This window comes from Nocardioides kribbensis (assembly GCF_015070375.1).
Taxonomy (GTDB): domain Bacteria; phylum Actinomycetota; class Actinomycetes; order Propionibacteriales; family Nocardioidaceae; genus Nocardioides; species Nocardioides kribbensis.
The window spans coordinates 490,744-507,138 of the sequence record NZ_JADCLL010000001.1; the positions used below are offsets into that span (position 1 = coordinate 490,744).

Sequence of the window (16,395 nt, forward strand, 5' to 3'; positions counted from 1 at the left end):
ACCGCGGCCCGTCGCGGCGACCGGAGGCCGCCTGTGGACCGGCGAGTATCCGCGGCGCCCTGTGCATGAGAGGTGGGCGCCCCCGCGACCGGCCTCGGGCGCGTGGGGACCTCAGCGGGGAGCGACGCAGACCGCGATCATGCCGGGCCCGACGTGGGCCCCGAGCACGGCGCCGAGCTCGCCGCAGGAGATCTCCTCGCCGGCCAGCTCGACGTCGAGCCGTCCGGCGAGCCGCTCCACCAGCTGGGCGGCGCGCTCGGGGTTGGCCAGGTGGGCCACCGAGACCTCCACGGGTCCGCCGGCCGCCGTGGCCGCCTGCACCGCGAGCTCCTCGAGGCGACCCAGCGCGCGGCCGGAGGTGCGCACGCGCTCGAGCGGCGCCACCCGACCCTCGGCGATCTGGAGCAGCGGCTTGACCGCGAGCGCGCCGCCGAAGAGTGCCGCGGCGGTGCCGATGCGCCCGCCGCGGCGCAGGTACTCCAGCGTGTCGACGTAGAACAGCGAGGTGGTGGTGCGGCCGCGCTCGCGTGCGGCCGCGGCGGCCGTCACGGCGTCGGCCCCGCCGGCCACGGCACGGGCGGCGGCCAGGGCGGCGTAGCCGGTGCCGATGCCGACCTGCTCGGTGTCGACCACCTCCACCGGCACCGACGCCCGGCGCGCGGCCAGCTGGGCCGACTCCACCGTGCCGCTCATCTGACCCGACAGGTGCACCGACACGATCGCCTCCGCCCCGCCGCGCGCGGCCCGCTCGTAGGTCTCGAGCAGCAGCTCGGGCGAGGGGCGCGAGGTCGACACCGGCGTCCACTCCCGCAGCGCCGCCGCGACCAGGGCCGGGGTCGCCTCGCCCTCGGCCTCGCCCTCGTCGTAGGCGCTGGCGCCGATCACCACCTGCAGCGGCACCACGACGATCCCGAGCCCGGCCGCCAGCTCCCCGGGGAGGCTGGCGGTCGAGTCGGTGACGACGACGACGCGACCGGCGGGCACGCGCTCAGACCACGATGTTGACGAGCTTCGGGGCCCGCACCACGACCTTGCGCACCTCGCGCCCGTCGAGGGCACGCTGCACGTCGGCGTCGGCCAGGGCCAGCGCCTCCAGGGCCTCGCCGTCGATGCCGGGGTCGACCTCCAGGCGGGCCTTGACCTTGCCCTGCACCTGCACGACCGCGGTGACCGACTGCTCCACCAGCAGCGCGGGGTCGACCTCGGGCCAGGCGACCTGGGCGACGGTGGGCTCGTGGCCCAGCCGCTCCCACATCTCCTCCGCGACGTACGGCGTGACCAGCGACAGCAGCTGCGCGACCGTCTCGACGGCCTCGCGCACCGCCGGGTCGGCCGGGCCGCAGCCGGTGTCGACGGCCTTGCGCGTGGCGTTGACCAGCTCCATCACGCGGGCCACCATCACGTTGAAGCGGTGGCCCTCGACCAGCTCGGCGGCGTCGCGGATCGTGCGGTGGGTCTGCGAGCGCAGCGTCGCGTCGCCGCCGGTCGGGTCGGTGCCCGCCGCCGAGGTGACGTCGCCGCTGAGGCGCCAGGCCCGCTGGAGGAACTTCTGCGAGCCCGACGGGGACACGTCGGCCCAGTCGATGTTGTCCTCGGGCGGGCTGGCGAAGACCAGCGTCAGGCGCACCGCGTCGACGCCGAAGGCGTCGAGCTGCTCGCCGAGGTTGACGCCGTTGCCCAGCGACTTGCTCATCTTGCGGCCCTGGTTGACCACGACGCCCTGGCCCAGCAGCGCCTCGAAGGGCTCGACGAAGTCGAGCATGCCCATGTCGTGCAGGACCTTGGTGAAGAAGCGGGCGTAGAGCAGGTGCAGCACGGCGTGCTCGAGGCCGCCGACGTACTGGTCGACCGCCCCCCACTCGCGCAGCTTCTCGGGGTCGAAGGGCCCCTCGGTGTAGCCCGGCGAGGTGAAGCGCAGGAAGTACCAGGAGGAGTCGACGAAGGTGTCCATCGTGTCGCTGTCGCGCTTCGCCGCGCCGCCGCAGGTCGGGCAGGCGACGTCGACCCACTCGCTGGCCGCGGCCAGCGGGGAGACGCCCCGGGGCTTGAGGTCGGCGCCCTTGAGCTCGGGCAGCTCGACGGGCAGCTGGTCCTCCGGCACGGGCACCTCGCCGCAGGAGGGGCAGTGGATGATCGGGATCGGGCAGCCCCAGAAGCGCTGCCGGCTCAGCAGCCAGTCACGCAGTCGGTAGTTGACCGTGCCGGTGCCGGTGCCGCGCTCCTCCAGCAGCTCGATGGCGCGGCTGATGCCGGCGGCCTTGTCGGTGAGGCCGTCGAGCTCGCCGGAGGACACGTAGGCCCCGTCGCCGCTGGTGGCGACGCCGCTCTCGGCGGGGTCGGGCTCGCCGGTGTCGACCACGCGGCGCACGGGCAGGTCGAAGGCGCGGGCGAAGTCGAGGTCGCGCTGGTCGTGGGCGGGCACGGCCATGATGGCGCCGGTGCCGTAGTCGGCGAGCACGTAGTCCGACGCCCACACCGGCAGCCGCTCGCCGGTCAGCGGGTTGGTCGCGGTGACCCCGAGGTCGACGCCGCTCTTGGGCCGGTCGGTGGCCAGCCGCTCGATGTCGGAGGCCCTGCGGATCTCCTCCAGGTAGGCCTCGTAGGCCGGCCGCTGCGCGTCGCTGACCAGCTCGGCGGCCAGGTCGGCGTCGGCGGCGACCACCATGAAGGTCGCGCCGAAGAGGGTGTCGGGGCGGGTGGTGTAGACGGTGACCGGCTGCTCGCGGCCCTCGACGGCGAAGTCGACGTGGGCGCCCTCGGAGCGGCCGATCCAGTTGCGCTGGGCGGTGACGACGCGGTTCGGCCAGCGGTCGGCCACCTGGTCGAGGTCGGTCAGCAGCCGCTCGGCGTACTCGGTGGTCTTGAAGTACCACTGCGTCAGGTCGCGCTTGGTGACCACCGCGCCGCAGCGCTCGCAGGCGCCGTCGACGACCTGCTCGTTGGCCAGCACCGTCTGGTCGTTGGGGCACCAGTTGACCGGGCTCTTGCGGCGGTAGGCCAGGCCACGTTCGCGGAACTTCAGGAACAGCCACTGCGTCCAGCGGTAGTACTCCGGGTCGGAGGTGTGCAGCCGGCGCGACCAGTCGAAGGCCAGGCCGTAGCGGCGCATCGAGGCGGCCTGGGTCTCGATGTTGGCGTAGGTGTAGGTCGCCGGGTGCTCGTCGTTGCGGATCGCGGCGTTCTCGGCCGGCAGGCCGAAGGAGTCCCAGCCCATCGGGTCGAGCACCTCGAAGCCGCGCATGCGCCAGTAGCGCGCGATGACGTCGTGCAGCGCGAACACCTCGGCGTGGCCCATGTGCAGGTCGCCGCTGGGGTAGGGGAACATCGTGAGCGCGTAGCGCTTCTCGCGCGGGGAGTCGTCGTCGGCCCGGAAGGGGTCGAGCTCCTCCCAGACCCGCTGCCACTTCTCCTCGGTCGCCACGACGTCGTACGTCGCCGCCTCGGTCTCGGCGTGCGTGGTGCGGTCCTGCGTCATCGTGGTCTCCTGGTGCTGGCCCTGACGGCCGGGCCGGTGCTGGTCCTGGTGCTGGTGCTGGTGCTGGCGGTGTCGCCACATGAAAAAACCCCTCGCAGGGAGGGGTGGCCGCGCGATCGGTGGAGGATCAGCGCGGCTGGCCGAGAAGCAGGGCCGACGTGGTCATGGCCTCATCCTAGCGCCCCACGACGGAGCCGAGGAACTCCACCTGGGCCGCCACGGAGCGCTCGAAGGGCTCGCCGAGGTAGATGTCGAAGTGCCCCACGTCGAGGCGCTCCACGACCACCCGGCCCCGGGCCCGCTCGGCCACGCGCTCGACCGCCGCCGGGGGCGCGATGGTGTCGTCGGCGGCCACGAGCAGGAAGAGCGGCACCCGCAGCCGGCGGGCGCGCGCGACGGGCCGGTTGGTCGCGATCGGGAGGATCGCGCGCGCCGGCGTGTCGTTGCGGAAGCCGGGTCCGGCGATCGCGGCGTAGCCGTCGACGCCGTCGTGGGAGGTGATCGCGGCCAGTGACCCGGGCTCGCCCACGACCGCGATGCGGTGGTCGGGGCGGCCCAGCGCGTGGCCGGCCGCGTCGCGCAGGGCGTGACCGGTGAGGCGCAGCAGCTGGCGCGGGCCGGCGTAGCGCAGGATCTCGCGCACCGCCGCCAGCCCGTCCATGGCGGCGCCCTGGGAGACGACCGCCGCGATCCGGGGGTCGTCGGCAGCCACGGCGACGACGTGCCCACCGGAGTAGGAGCTGCCCCACAGCACCACCCGCTCGGGGTCGAGGCCGGGCAGGCCGCGCACGTGCGCCACGACCGCGGCGTAGTCCTCGCGGTGGCGCCGGTGGTCCACCAGCGTGCGCGGCTCCCCCGCCGAGGCACCGAAGCCGCGGTAGTCGAAGAGCACCACGTCGGCGCCGGCCGCGGCGAAGCGCTCGGCGAAGGGCAGCAGGCCCGAGTCGCGGGTGCAGCCGAAGCCGTGGGCCATGACGACGACCGGTCGCCCGGCCGGCCCGGCCCAGGCGTCGGTGGTGGCCGGGACGTGCCAGGCCGCGAGGGACGTGCCGTGGCTGGGGATCGTGAGGTCGTGGCGCACGCCTCGGACCCTAGGCCACCGACGGCCCCGGTGTGCCTACGATCACGCCATGACCGACCCCACCACGACCGACGCCTCCTCCGACCGCCCGCGCACCGTCTCCGACATGTTCCGCCTCGACGGCAGGGTCGCCGTCGTGACCGGCGCCTCGAGCGGCCTCGGGGTCGCCTTCGCCCAGGCCCTGGCCCAGGCCGGCGCCGACGTCGTGCTCGGCGCCCGGCGGGTGGACCGCCTCGAGGAGACCGCCGCCCTCGTGCGCGCCGCGGGCCGCACGGCGCTGCCGGTGGCCACCGACGTGGCCGACCCCGCGTCGTGCGACCGGCTCGTGGCGCTGGCCGTGGAGGAGTTCGGCCACGTCGACGTCCTGGTCAACAACGCCGGGATCGGCACCGCCGTGCCCGCCACGCGCGAGACGCCCGAGCAGTTCCGCGGGGTCATCGACGTCAACCTCAACGGCTGCTACTGGATGGCCCAGGCCTGCGGACGGGTGATGGGCCACGGCTCGTCGATCATCAACATCTCCTCGGTGCTCGGCCTCACCACCGCGGGTCTCCCCCAGGCCGCCTACGCCGCGTCCAAGGCCGGCCTCATCGGCCTCACGCGCGACCTGGCCCAGCAGTGGACCGGACGCAAGGGCATCCGGGTCAACGCCATCGCCCCGGGCTTCTTCGCCTCCGAGATGACCGAGCAGTACCCCGAGGGCTACCTCGAGTCGATGCAGCAGCGCATCCCGGCAGGACGCAAGGGCGACCCCGCCGAGCTGGCCGCCACGGTGGTCTGGCTGGCCTCGCCGGCCGGCGGCTACGTCACCGGCCAGACGCTCGCGGTCGACGGCGGCCTCACCATCACGTGAGCGCCCCGCGCCCGCCCGGTGCCGCTCCGGGCGGGCGCGAGGAGCGCCGTCAGGCCCGGCGGAAGGCGACGACCACCGACGGGCGCGGGAAGTCGTCGGTGTGGGGCCAGGTGCTCTGCGGGGCCTCGAAGGTGGCCGTGTCGGCCTCGCCGGGGTGCTGCACGGCGAAGAACAGCGACCGGTTGCGGTCGGTCACCAGCGGCCCGCAGGCCTCCGCGCCGCGCGGCACGGTGACGAACTGCTCGACCTTGCCGCGGTCGGGTCCCGAGGTCGGCACCCGGAAGACGCCGTCGTTGGAGCCGAGCACGTTGCCGTCGGTGGAGATCCACAGCGAGCCGTCGTCGGAGAAGGTGACGTTGTCGGGGCAGCTGATCGGGCTGACCTGCGACTTGTCGAAGCCGGCGAAGTAGGTCTCCTGCGCCGCGGGGTCGCCGCAGACCAGCATGAGGTCCCAGGTGAAGGTCGTGCCCGCGTGGCCGCCCCTGCCCGGCGTCATCTCCAGCACGTAGCCGTTGCGGTTGCCCGAGGCCTGCGTCAGCGGGGCGCCGAGCGAGGCGCGGACCATCGAGGAGCCGACCGGGTTGGGCTCGTCGGTGGGCAGCGCGGCGGTGCCGCGGTTGGAGTTGTTGGTCAGCGCGGCGTAGACCTTGCCGTTGACCAGGTTGGGCTCGACGTCCTCGGGGCGGTCCATCCGGGTCGGGGCGACCTTGTCGGCGGCCAGGCGGGTGAAGAGCAGCACGTCGGCCACCGACATGCCCTCGACGAAGGACTCGGTGTCGCTGCACAGCGGGATCCACTCGCCCGTGCCGTCGGAGACGCCGTCCTCGGCGCCGTCGCCGGTGAGGCGCGCGACGTAGAGGGTGCCGGCGCTGAGCAGGCGCAGGTTGCGGCGCTTGGCCCGCTCGGAGCCCGCGTCGTCGAAGGTGCCGGCGGAGACGAACTTGTAGAGGTAGTCACCGCGCTCGTCGTCACCCATGTAGGCCACGGCGCGGCCGTCCTCGGCGATGACGACGTTGGCGCCCTCGTGCTTGAAGCGGCCCAGCATCGTGTGCTTGCGCGGGGCGCTGTCGGGGTCGAAGGGGTCGACCTCGACGATCCAGCCGAAGCGGTGCGGCTCGTGCGGCTCGGCGCTGAGGTCGAAGCGCGGGTCCACCGTGTTCCAGCCCTTGCCCTTGCCGCTGATGCCGTAGCGGGCGTACTGCGCGGTGTAGCGCTCGTCGAGGCCGTCGGGGGCGTCGAAGTACTGGTTGAAGTTCTCCTCCCCCGAGAGCACCGTGCCCCACGGCGTCGTGCCGCCGGCGCAGTTGTTGAGGGTGCCGAGCACCTTCGTGCCGGTCGGGTCGGCGCTGGTGCGCAGGCGCTCGTCGCCGGCGGCGGGCCCGTCGACCACGAAGGTGGTGTCGATGTGGAGGCGGCGGTTGTAGCGGGCCCGCCGTAGGTCGCTGACCGGCAGCCAGTCGCCGTCGACCTTGGCGCGCTTGATCTGCACCACCGACATGCCGTGGCTGGCCATGGCGATGGCCTTGACCTGGTCGGCGGTGTAGACGCCGGTCGGGAACATGAGGTTCTCGTCGGTGTACTCGTGGTTGACGACCAGGAGCGCCTGGTCGAAGTCGCGGGCCAGGTAGCCGTACTGCTGGCCGCCCTTGCCCTTGCCGCCCTTGCCGCCCTTGCCGGGCAGCGGGAGCACGCCGACGTAGTCGCAGTTGTAGCCGAACTGGGTCTTGGCGGCCTCCGGGGTCTGGGCGTAGGCGTCGAAGCGCGGCGCGCCGGCCACGACCCGGTCGCCCCAGCTGATGACCACGGAGTGGTCGAAGCCGCGGGGCACGGTCACGGCGTCGCGCTTGTTGGGCCCGACCGGGGCGAACGCCGCGCGGGCCAGGTCGCCGCCCATCGGCTTGGCCGAGGGAGCGCCGGGGGCCGTGGGCGCCGCGGCCGCCGCGCCGCCGAGGGCGCCGGCGGTGAGGCCGCCGAGCACGAGCGCGCCGGAGGTGGTCGCCGCGCCCTTGAGCACGGAGCGGCGGGCGACGGCCTTGACGATCTCGTCCTGGACGTGGCCGTGGCCGGTCTGGTTGGGCTCGGGGTGGTCGCAGGCCAGGCCGCAGCGGAAGAAGCAGGTGGCGTAGCTGCGCGAGCCGTGGCGGGTGCCCGAGGGCACGGGCACGAGCGGCAGGCTGCGGCGCGCGGTCGGCGCGTCCGCGGCGGTGGGGCTGATCGGGCTGACCGGGGTGGTGGGGGTGGTCGTCATCGGGATGGGCTCTCCATGATCGATCGTCGTGGTGGCCCGCGGTGTCCGCGGGCGACGGCCGCACCCTAGGAAGGTCAGGTGGTGCGGGAGGGGGCCTGCAGGTGGGGTCGCGGTGACCTCTGGGTGAACGCAGGGTGCTCCCGGCGCGCTCTCGACGGGGGTCCGCCGGCCCAGCGTCGGTGCGCGTGGGTGAGGGCCGCGGTCTCGGCGTAGCCCAGCCGCCGCGCCACCTCGGCCACCGGCAGCCCGGCGCCCAGCAGCTCGGCGGCCAGCGGGGCCCGCACCTCCTCCAGCAGCTCGCGGTACGTCGTGCCCGCGGCTCCCAGCCGGCGCCGCAGCGTGCGCTCGCTGAGCCCGAGGGCCGAGGCGACCTCGGGCATCGGCGCTCCGGCCGCGAGGCGCTGGGTGATGAGCACGCGCACCTCCTGGGCCACTCCGGTGCGCTCGCGCCGGCGGGCCACGGCCTGCAGGCACAGCTGCTCGGCGAGCCGGTCGACCTGCGCGGCGGCGCGACCGGTGGGGCGCGGCAGCGGACGGGCGAGCTCGGCTGCGTCGACCTCGAGGCGGGCCCGGTCGGCGCCGAGGCTCAGCCGGGCGCCCACGCCCCCGGGCACCAGCGAGGCCAGGACGGTGTCGACGGCGGTGGCGTCGCGGGCGAGGAGGAACGCGCGCACGTCGGCCGGGAGCCCCGACCCGTCGAGGTCGACCACGAGCCGGCCGTCGACGAGCCCGGCGCGTGGGATCGCGAAGGCGTGGCTGAGGTCGACGTAGCGCAGCGCCACCTCGACCGCGTCACGCACGGTGCGGCTGGAGAGCAGGGCCAGCCCGAGCACCCCGAAGGTGCTCGCGTCGTAGGACGCCCCCACCTCGGCCCCCGACCCCGGGCGGTGCCGCTGGAGCGTGCGCACCACCCGCAGCTCCTGCGCGGCGGTCACCACGGCCCCCGGCGCCTCGAGGTGGTCCACCGCCAGGCCGGTGCCGGCCAGGGCGGCCTCGGGGGCCAGCCCGGCGCGCACCGCGTGCCGCACGAGCAGCGCGACCCCGAGGGCCGAGCGCGGGAAGTCCCAGTCGGCGGCCGCGGGGGCGGGCAGGTTGTCCGGAATCATCAAGCCGATCCTCCCCGACCGCTCCCCCGGCGGCAACCGGCGCCCTAGCGTCGGGGCATGGTCACCAGCACGCCCGCGCAGGGCCCCCGTGTCCCCCGTGTTCCCCGTGTCCCCCGTGTCGTCGTGGTCGGAGCCGGCTTCGGAGGCCTCGGCGTCGTCCGCGCCCTGCGCGAGCGGGGCCTCACCGACGTCACCGTGCTCGAGCGGGCCGAGGCCGCCGGCGGCGTCTGGCGCGACAACACCTACCCCGGGGCCGCCTGCGACGTGCCCTCGCCGCTCTACTCCTGGTCGTGGGCGGTGAAGACCGACTGGCGGCACCGCTACGGCACCCAGCCGGAGATCCTCGCCTACCTGCGCGAGACCGCGGCCCGGGAGGGGCTGCTCGACCACGTGGAGACCGGACGCACCGTGACCTCGCTGCGCTGGTCGGAGGAGGCACGGAGCTGGACCGTGGCGACGGCCGAGGGCGCGACGTACGAGGCCGACGTGGTGGTGACCGCCACCGGTCAGCTCTCCGAGCCGGTCGTGCCCGACCTGCCGGGCGCCGACTCCTTCGCGGGCCCGTCCTTCCACTCCGCGCAGTGGCGCCACGACGTCGACCTCACCGGCAAGCGCGTGGCCGTGGTCGGCACCGGCGCCAGCGCCATCCAGTTCGTGCCGGGCATCGTGGACCGGGTCGGCGCGCTGACGGTCTTCCAGCGCTCCGCGCCCTACGTCGTGCCCAAGCCCGACCAGGAGTGGGGCGAGCGGCACCACCGCGTCTTCGACCGGGTGCCGGCCCTGATGGGCGCCGAGCGGCGCTCGTGGTTCTGGCTCACCGAGCGGCTCAACGCCGCCCTCGTCGGGGAGTCGCCGCTGACGCCGGCCATCAACCGCGGCCTGCGGGCGGTCTGGCGGCTGCACCTGCGCCGCCAGGTGCGCGACGCCGCCCTGCGGGCCCGGCTCGTGCCGGACTACCCGATCGGGTGCAAGCGGCTGCTGTTCAGCAACGACTGGTACCCCGCGCTCGACCGCGACCACGTCGAGGTGGTCGACACCGCCGTGGCCGCCGTCGAGCCGACCGGCGTGCGCACCGCCGACGGCGTGCTCCACGAGGTCGACGTCGTGATCTGGGGCACCGGCTTCGCCGCGACCCGCTTCCTCGACGGCGTCGAGGTCGTGGGCCCGGGCGGCCGGACCCTCGCCGAGCAGTGGCGCGGTGGCGCGCGCGCCCACCTCGGCGTGGGCGTGGCGGGCTTCCCCAACCTGTTCTGCGTCTACGGGCCCAACACCAACCTGGGGGGCAGCTCGATCATCACCATGATGGAGGCGCAGGCCGGGTGGATCGCCCAGGTCGCCCGCGGCATCGCCGACGGCCGCGCCCGCGGGGTCGCCCCGCGCGCGGAGGTCTACGACGCCTACGACGAGGAGATGCAGACCCGGCTGGCGCGCAGCGCCTGGGCCGGCTGCTCGAGCTGGTACGTCGAGGGCGGCCGGATCAGCACCAACTGGCCCGGGCGGGTGCAGGAGTACCAGGAGCGCACCGCCCGCGTCGACTGGTCGCAGCTGGAGGACGTGTCGTGAGCGCGGCCGAGCCGGCCGGCGCCTACCCGCCCGAGCCCTGGGACCTCACCGGCACGGGGCGGCTCACCGCCTGGGCGGTGCCCGTCGGCGACCTGCCCGCACTGCCGGCGGGCGTGCGGCCGGTGGTGCTGCGCGGCCGCGCACTCGCGGCGACCGCCTTCGTGCGCTACGACGAGCGGGGCCTGCTGGCCTACGACGAGCTGCTCGCCGCCGTGGTGGTGCGCCACGGCCGGGGGCTGGCGCTGTCGATCACCGACATCTGGGTCGACAGCGAGGTCTCGCGGACCGGCGGCCGCGGCCTGTGGGGCATCCCCAAGGAGCTGGCCAGCTTCTCCTCCCCCGCGCCCGACCGGATCGGCGCACGCACCGACGACGGGCCGCTGGCCTCGGTCGAGACCGTGCCCCGGCGGCTGCCGGGGCTGCGACTGCCGCTGCCCCTGCGCTCCCACGTGGTGCAGACCCGCGACGGCGTCACCGTGGCCAGCCCGATCCGGGCCACCGGGCGGGTGCGCCCCGCCCGGGCCCGGTGGACCGTCGAGCCCGAGGGTGCGCTGGCCTGGCTGCGCGGCGCCTCCTCGGTCACCAGCGCGGTGGCCGAGGACTTCGCGATGCGCTTCGGCGCCGCTCCCGTCCCCAGGCGCTAGCCGCTCCCGAGCCCGCTCAGCCGTGCAGCGGGCGCGGCAGGCTGCGACCGGCGACGCGGTTCTCGGCGTCGATCATCCAGGCCAGCTGCTCGAGGCGCTCGATGACGGTGTGGAGGATGTCGGCGGTGGTGGGGTCCTCCGCGTCGACCTCGTCGTGGATGCGGCGCGCGGTGCCGGTGGTGGCGTAGATCGCGCCGGTGATGAGGTCGACGGTGTCGGCGGTGTTGACCTCGCCCGCGGGGAACTGCGGCAGGCTCGTCTGGGCGGCGACCGTCGCCGAGCGCCCGTCGGGGGTGATGTAGATGGCGCGCATGCGCTCGGCGACGGTGTCGGAGAACTCGCGGGCGGCGTCGACGACCTCGTCGAGGGCCAGGTGCAGGTCGCGGAAGTTCAGGCCGACGACGTTCCAGTGGGCCTGCTTGCCCTGCACGTGCAGGTCGATGAGGTCGACGCTCATCTGCTGCAGGTGGGCCGCCAGTCGCTCGGAGGCGGTGAAGGGCGGGCGGGCGACGTGGGTGGTCTCGCTGTGCAGGACGTCGGTCATGGGTGGTTCCTCTCCTCGGTGGTGTCCCCACTCAAGCAGGTTCTCTGGAACGGTTCCAGAAAGGTGAGGCTGACCTAAACGGCCGGCCGGGGGCCGGGGGGCTGGGGTCGCTGGCGGCCCAGCTCGCCGCCGATGCGACCGTAGTAGGGCCGACCGTGGTCAGCGTGCTCCTCGCGGTAGTAGGCCAGGTGGTGCGGCCCGAGGTCGACGCGGGCACCGCTGCGCAGCACCGACCCGAGCACGCGCGCGCCGTGGACCCGCACGTCGCCGTCGACCGCGCGCACGACGTACTCGTCCTCCTCGTCGTGCTCGACCCGGGCGTGCAGCGGCGCCAGGCCGCGCAGCACGACGTCGCAGGTGGGGTCGGAGCCGATGGTGACGCCGTCGCCGAGCCAGAAGATCGGCTGCCGCTCGCCTCCCCAGACGTCCTCGCGCACCAGCACCAGGCGCGCCGATCCGCCGCGGGCCGGGTCGTGGGTGCCCGTCACCCGCCGGCGCGAGCGCCGGGCGAAGGTCGGGGCGATCGGCCACATCGTGGTCGGCGGCAGCAGGGAGGCGCTCGGCAGCACCGCCGGGGCCCGCCGGGCGCGGGCGCGGGCCGAGGTCACCGCGCCGCGGAGGCTGCCGAGACGGATCCGGGCCGAGCCGGTGGCCCGCCGCTGCCACCACGGCGCCCTGACCGCGCCGAGGCACACCAGGAGCTGCCCGTCGTGCACCACGCGGACGACGACGCCGCTCGCGGCGAGCGACTCCGCGAAGGCACGCACGGCCGGGGCGTCGGCGGATCCTGCGAAGGCGGCCGGGTCGCTGACCTCCAGCGTCAGCCGGCTGTCGTGGCCGCGCAGGTGCAGCACGACGTCGTCCTCGCCCCCGGGGTCACCCCCGCCGCGCTGCAGCCTGACCTCGAGGTCGGCCGCGACCCTCACCGCCACCGCTCAGCGCTCCCCGGTGGTGGAGGCGGGCGAGACGGCGGCGTCGGTCGTGGTGATGGTCAGGGTGCCGTGGACCTTCCACGTGGCGCGGGGGGCGTTGGAGCCGGTGTCGCGCGGCACCTCCACGGCCATGTCCTCGAAGCGGTAGTGGATCGCCGCCTGCCGACCGGTGAGGAAGTCCCACATGCTGCGCCCGAGGTCGGTCCAGTCGACGACCTCGCCGGGCTCGCCGTCGAGCGACTGGCTGCTGACGGGTCGGGGTCCGTCGGGGTGGATGGTGGTCATGACGCCTCCTGAGGAAAGAACCTCAACACGGTGTCGAGGTATATCTCCACAGAGTGATCCACTTCACCGGGGTCGACAAGGCGTCACCCCGCGCAGTCACCCACGAGGGGGAGAAATGACGAACGAGGCGGACCCCGGTGGGATCCGCCTCGTTCGTGTCGGTGGAGCTGAGGGGACTCGAACCCCTGACCCTCTGCATGCCATGCAGATGCGCTACCAGCTGCGCCACAGCCCCGCCGTCTCGAGCCGGGTTCCCCCGCCTCGGCGACGTCCGGAATACTAGCCACACGTCTTCCCGGATGTGAAATCCGGGTGTCGCCCGCGCGTCGCGCGGGCGCGGTGGTCGACGTGTCAGGCGCCCTGACCTGCGGCGACGCGGTTGTAGGCGTCGAGCGCAAGGCCACCGGCCGGGTGCTCCACGACCTCGACCCAGCCGCAGTTGCCCAGCCCCCGCAGCGTGCGGAACTGCCCCGCGGGCCACCCGAGCACCGCGCCGACGGCGACGCGAGCGGCGGCCCCGTGGGTCACGGCCACCCCGCACTCCCCCGGCGCCAGAGCGGCCAGCAGGTCACCGAGCGCGGCGCGCATGCGCTCCCCCACCTCGTGGGTCGGCTCGGCGCCCGGGGCGGCGTCGTAGTGCCCGAGCCGGAACAGCGCGAACTCCTCGGCGTCGGCCGCGGCGTACTCCTCGTGGGTCAGGCCCTGGCGCTCGCCGAGGTGGAACTCGCGCAGCCGCTCGTCGTAGGACGGCTCGAGACCGGTCGCGGCGGCGACGTAGGACGCCGTCTGGCGCGCGCGGAGCAGGTCGGAGCTCCACAGCAGGCTCGGACGCAGCCGGGCGACCTCGGGAGCGGCCGCACGGGCCTCCTGGTGGCCCACCTCGTCGAGCTCGACGTCCACGTGGCCCTGCACCCGGCGCGCGTGGTTCCAGGCGGTGCGCCCGTGGCGCAGCAGCACCAGCCGCCGCGGGGCGGCAGCGCTCAACGCTGGGGGGAGGTGACGTCGGCCGGCAGCGCGATCGCGGGGCAGTCGCGCCAGAGCCGCTCGAGGGCGTAGAAGTCGCGCTCCTCCTCGTGCTGCACGTGCACGACGACCTCGCCGTAGTCGATGAGGACCCAGCGGCCGTCGCGCTCGCCCTCGCGGCGGATCGGCTTGGCGCCGATCTCGCGCAGGGCGTCCTCGACCGCGTCGACGATGGCCTTGACCTGCCGGTCGTTGGTGGCCGAGGCGATGACGAAAGCGTCGGTGATGGCCAGCTGCTCGCTGACGTCGAAGGCGACGATCTTCTGGGCGAGCTTGTCGGAGGCGGCGCGCGCGGCGGCGTGCACGAGCTCGAGGGCGTGGTCGGTGGCGGTCATGGGGCTCCGGACAGGTCGTGGGTGAGGTCGGGCTCGGGGTGGTCGGCGGTGCGCCGCGGGGTCTGCTGGGGGTAGAGGTCGTGCTTGGCGACGTACTGCACGACCCCGTCGGGCACGAGGTACCAGACCGGCTCGCCCCGCCGCTTGCGGTCGCGGCAGTCGCTGGAGGAGATCGCCAGGGCGGGGATCTCCACCATCGTCACGCGGTCGGCCGGGATGGCGGCCAGCGTCTGGGCGTCCATCTCGTAGCCCGGCCGCGTGCACCCGACGAACTGCGCCAGGGAGAAGAGCTCCTCGGCGTCGCGCCAGGTGAAGATGTCGGCCAGCGCGTCGGCGCCGGTGATGAAGTAGAGGTCGGCGTCGGGGTGGCTGGCGCGCAGGTCGCGCAGCGTGTCGATCGTGTACGTCGGCCCGTCGCGGTCGATGTCGACGCGGCTGACGTTGAAGCGCGGGTTGGCCGCCGTGGCGATGACCGTCATCAGGTAGCGGTCCTCGGCCGGCGAGACGTCGCGGTCGGACTTCTGCCACGGGTCGCCGGTGGGCACGAAGAGGACCTCGTCGAGGTCGAACCAGGCCTGGACCTCCGAGGCCGCCACGAGGTGCCCGTGGTGGATCGGGTCGAACGTGCCGCCCATGACGCCGACGCGGCGGCGCCGTACGCCGGGGCCGACGGTCATCGGGACAGCCTCATGCTGCTCAGCTGTGCTCGCGCCCGGCGCCGAAGGCCGCCAGCGCGAAGGCGAGACCCAGCAGGATGCCGAGGGTCAGCACGCCGATGCCCCAGGAGAGCAGGTGGTTGATCTCGTGCTCCTCCTCGGAGGCGACGAGGACGAGGTTCTGCACGAGCTGAGCGGCGGTCATGCCCCACAGCCTACCGGTCGGGCTCCGGGCTCAGCGCACGTGGCCGTCACCGGTGACGACGTACTTGGTCGAGGTCATCTCCGGCAGCCCCATGGGCCCGCGTGCGTGGAGCTTCTGGGTGCTGATGCCGATCTCGGCGCCGAAGCCGAGCTCCCCGCCGTCGGTGAAGCGGGTGGAGGCGTTGACGAGCACGGCCGCGGAGTCGACGGCGGCCACGAAGCGGCGCGCCGCACCCTGGTCCTCGGTGACGATGGCCTCGCTGTGGCCGCTGGAGAAGCGGCGCACGTGGTCGACCGCCTCCTCCACCGAGGCGACCACGGCCGCGGAGATGTCGAGGGAGAGGTACTCCGCGGCGTGGTCCTCGTCAGTGGCGGGCACGACGCCGTCGAGGCGGGCCACCACCGGGTCGCCGTGCACCGTGACCCCGGCGTCCTGCAGGGCGCGCACGACCCGCGGCAGGAAGGTGTCGGCCAGCGAGGCGTGCACCAGCAGCGACTCGGCGGCGTTGCAGACGCTGGGCCGGTGGGTCTTGGCGTTGAGCACGATCGCGAGGGCCTTGTCGAGGTCGGCCGCGGCGTCGACGTAGACGTGGCAGTTGCCGACGCCGGTCTCGATCACCGGCACGGTCGAGCCCTCCACCACGGCGGCGATCAGACCGGCCCCACCGCGCGGGATGAGCACGTCGACGTGGCCGCGGGCCCGCATCAGGGCCGTGACCGAGCCGCGGGTCTCCCCCGGCACCTGCTGGACGACGTCGGGGTCGATCTCGCCGCCGCCGGCGCGAGCGACCGCGTCGCGCAGCACCTCGACGAGCGCGGCGTTGCTGGCCCGGGCGCTCGAGCTGCCCCGCAGCAGCACGGCGTTGCCCGACTTCAGGCAGATGCCCGCGGCGTCGGCGGTGACGTTGGGGCGCGCCTCGTAGATCATGCCGACGACCCCGAACGGCACCCGGAGCTGGCGCAGCTCGAGCCCGTTGGCGAGCGTGCCGCCCCGCACGACCTCCCCCACCGGGTCGGGCAGCGCGGCCACGTCGCGCAGGCCCTGGGCCATGCCCGCGACCCGCTCCGGGGTGAGCCGCAGCCGGTCGACGATGCCCGCCGGCGTGCCGGCGGCCTCGGCGCGAGCCACGTCGGTGGCGTTGGCCGCCAGCACCTCCGTGGCGCGCGCGAGCAGGTCGTCGGCCATCGCGTGCAGCACGGCGTCCTTGCGGGCCCGGGTGGCCAGGGCCAGCGGGTGGCTCGCGGCGCGCGCCCGCCGCGCCACCTCGTGGACCTGCTCGACCGTCCGCTCGTCCGCCCCGCCGACCCCGTCGACCCCGCCGACCCCGCCGACCTCGTGACCCGTGCTCATGGCGCGAGGCTAGTGCGCGGAGCGTGCCGGCGCCCGTCGCGACCGGTCGCTCTCGCGGGCCGGACGCACGCCAGGGGCGGCCCCCGGGTGGGGGC

General features: G+C 74.7%; 16 protein-coding genes and 1 tRNA gene. 3 read left to right on the forward strand and 14 right to left on the reverse strand.

Features of this window, described 5'->3' with window-relative positions:
• Positions 1 to 111: 111 nt before the first annotated feature.
• The 3 genes from IR170_RS02365 to IR170_RS02375 form a co-directional block, all read right to left on the reverse strand.
• Complete coding sequence (locus tag IR170_RS02365; protein ID WP_193661061.1) at positions 112 to 984, reverse strand: DegV family protein; 873 nt, start codon at positions 982 to 984, stop codon at positions 112 to 114.
• Positions 985 to 988: 4 nt separating this feature from the next.
• Positions 989 to 3,475 carry a leucine--tRNA ligase gene (leuS, locus tag IR170_RS02370; protein WP_193661562.1) on the reverse strand — a complete coding sequence of 829 codons (2,487 nt, stop codon included), beginning with the start codon at positions 3,473 to 3,475 and terminating at the stop codon, positions 989 to 991.
• A 175-nt stretch (positions 3,476 to 3,650) separates the two neighbouring features.
• Positions 3,651 to 4,556, reverse strand: a complete 906-nt coding sequence (locus tag IR170_RS02375; RefSeq protein ID WP_193661062.1) for an alpha/beta hydrolase — start codon at positions 4,554 to 4,556, stop codon at positions 3,651 to 3,653.
• Between the two features lie 49 nt (positions 4,557 to 4,605).
• Between IR170_RS02375 and IR170_RS02380 the strand changes: the two genes are divergently transcribed.
• A complete protein-coding gene (locus tag IR170_RS02380; RefSeq protein ID WP_193661063.1) occupies positions 4,606 to 5,409 on the forward strand; it encodes an SDR family NAD(P)-dependent oxidoreductase in 804 nt (267 codons plus the stop codon).
• 49 nt (positions 5,410 to 5,458) lie between these two features.
• On the opposite strand, the gene IR170_RS02385 is transcribed toward IR170_RS02380, so the two are convergent.
• Positions 5,459 to 7,657 (reverse strand): PhoX family protein, encoded by a 2,199-nt coding sequence (locus tag IR170_RS02385; protein ID WP_193661064.1) that lies wholly within the window; start codon positions 7,655 to 7,657, stop codon positions 5,459 to 5,461.
• Positions 7,658 to 7,731: 74 nt separating this feature from the next.
• Positions 7,732 to 8,763: an AraC family transcriptional regulator gene (locus tag IR170_RS02390; protein ID WP_193661065.1), complete on the reverse strand. Its 1,032-nt coding sequence runs from the start codon at positions 8,761 to 8,763 to the stop codon at positions 7,732 to 7,734.
• A gap of 57 nt (positions 8,764 to 8,820) precedes the next feature.
• Between IR170_RS02390 and IR170_RS02395 the strand changes: the two genes are divergently transcribed.
• Positions 8,821 to 10,326 carry a flavin-containing monooxygenase gene (locus IR170_RS02395; protein ID WP_193661066.1) on the forward strand — a complete coding sequence of 502 codons (1,506 nt, stop codon included), beginning with the start codon at positions 8,821 to 8,823 and terminating at the stop codon, positions 10,324 to 10,326.
• Positions 10,323 to 10,970, forward strand: coding sequence for an acetoacetate decarboxylase family protein (locus IR170_RS02400; RefSeq protein WP_193661067.1), 648 nt, complete (start codon positions 10,323 to 10,325; stop codon positions 10,968 to 10,970). The genes IR170_RS02395 and IR170_RS02400 overlap by 4 nt, the downstream gene beginning before the upstream one ends.
• A 16-nt stretch (positions 10,971 to 10,986) precedes the next feature.
• Here IR170_RS02400 and IR170_RS02405 read toward each other — a convergent pair whose 3' ends face one another.
• From IR170_RS02405 to IR170_RS02445, 9 genes are all read right to left on the reverse strand, one after another.
• Complete coding sequence (locus tag IR170_RS02405) at positions 10,987 to 11,514, reverse strand: Dps family protein (RefSeq protein WP_056864174.1); 528 nt, start codon at positions 11,512 to 11,514, stop codon at positions 10,987 to 10,989.
• Positions 11,515 to 11,588: 74 nt separating this feature from the next.
• Complete coding sequence (locus IR170_RS02410) at positions 11,589 to 12,440, reverse strand: FHA domain-containing protein (RefSeq protein ID WP_193661068.1); 852 nt, start codon at positions 12,438 to 12,440, stop codon at positions 11,589 to 11,591.
• A gap of 9 nt (positions 12,441 to 12,449) precedes the next feature.
• The gene (locus IR170_RS02415; protein ID WP_227488389.1) at positions 12,450 to 12,731 is read right to left on the reverse strand and encodes a hypothetical protein; all 282 of its coding nucleotides are present in this window, start codon (positions 12,729 to 12,731) and stop codon (positions 12,450 to 12,452) included.
• A gap of 162 nt (positions 12,732 to 12,893) precedes the next feature.
• Positions 12,894 to 12,966, reverse strand: a tRNA-Ala gene (locus IR170_RS02420).
• A gap of 116 nt (positions 12,967 to 13,082) precedes the next feature.
• On the reverse strand, positions 13,083 to 13,715 hold the full coding sequence (locus IR170_RS02425; RefSeq protein ID WP_193661069.1) for a histidine phosphatase family protein: 633 nt from the start codon (positions 13,713 to 13,715) through the stop codon (positions 13,083 to 13,085).
• Positions 13,712 to 14,089: a ribosome silencing factor gene (gene rsfS / locus IR170_RS02430; RefSeq protein WP_056864171.1), complete on the reverse strand. Its 378-nt coding sequence runs from the start codon at positions 14,087 to 14,089 to the stop codon at positions 13,712 to 13,714. Before rsfS ends, IR170_RS02425 begins: the two co-directional genes overlap by 4 nt.
• A complete protein-coding gene (gene nadD / locus IR170_RS02435) occupies positions 14,086 to 14,766 on the reverse strand; it encodes a nicotinate-nucleotide adenylyltransferase (protein ID WP_193661070.1) in 681 nt (226 codons plus the stop codon). Before nadD ends, rsfS begins: the two co-directional genes overlap by 4 nt.
• 19 nt (positions 14,767 to 14,785) lie before the next feature.
• Complete coding sequence (locus IR170_RS02440) at positions 14,786 to 14,950, reverse strand: hypothetical protein (protein WP_156697867.1); 165 nt, start codon at positions 14,948 to 14,950, stop codon at positions 14,786 to 14,788.
• 30 nt (positions 14,951 to 14,980) lie between these two features.
• Entirely contained in the window at positions 14,981 to 16,300 is a 1,320-nt protein-coding gene (locus IR170_RS02445; protein WP_193661071.1) for a glutamate-5-semialdehyde dehydrogenase, read from the reverse strand.
• Between the last annotated feature and the right edge of the window lie 95 nt (positions 16,301 to 16,395).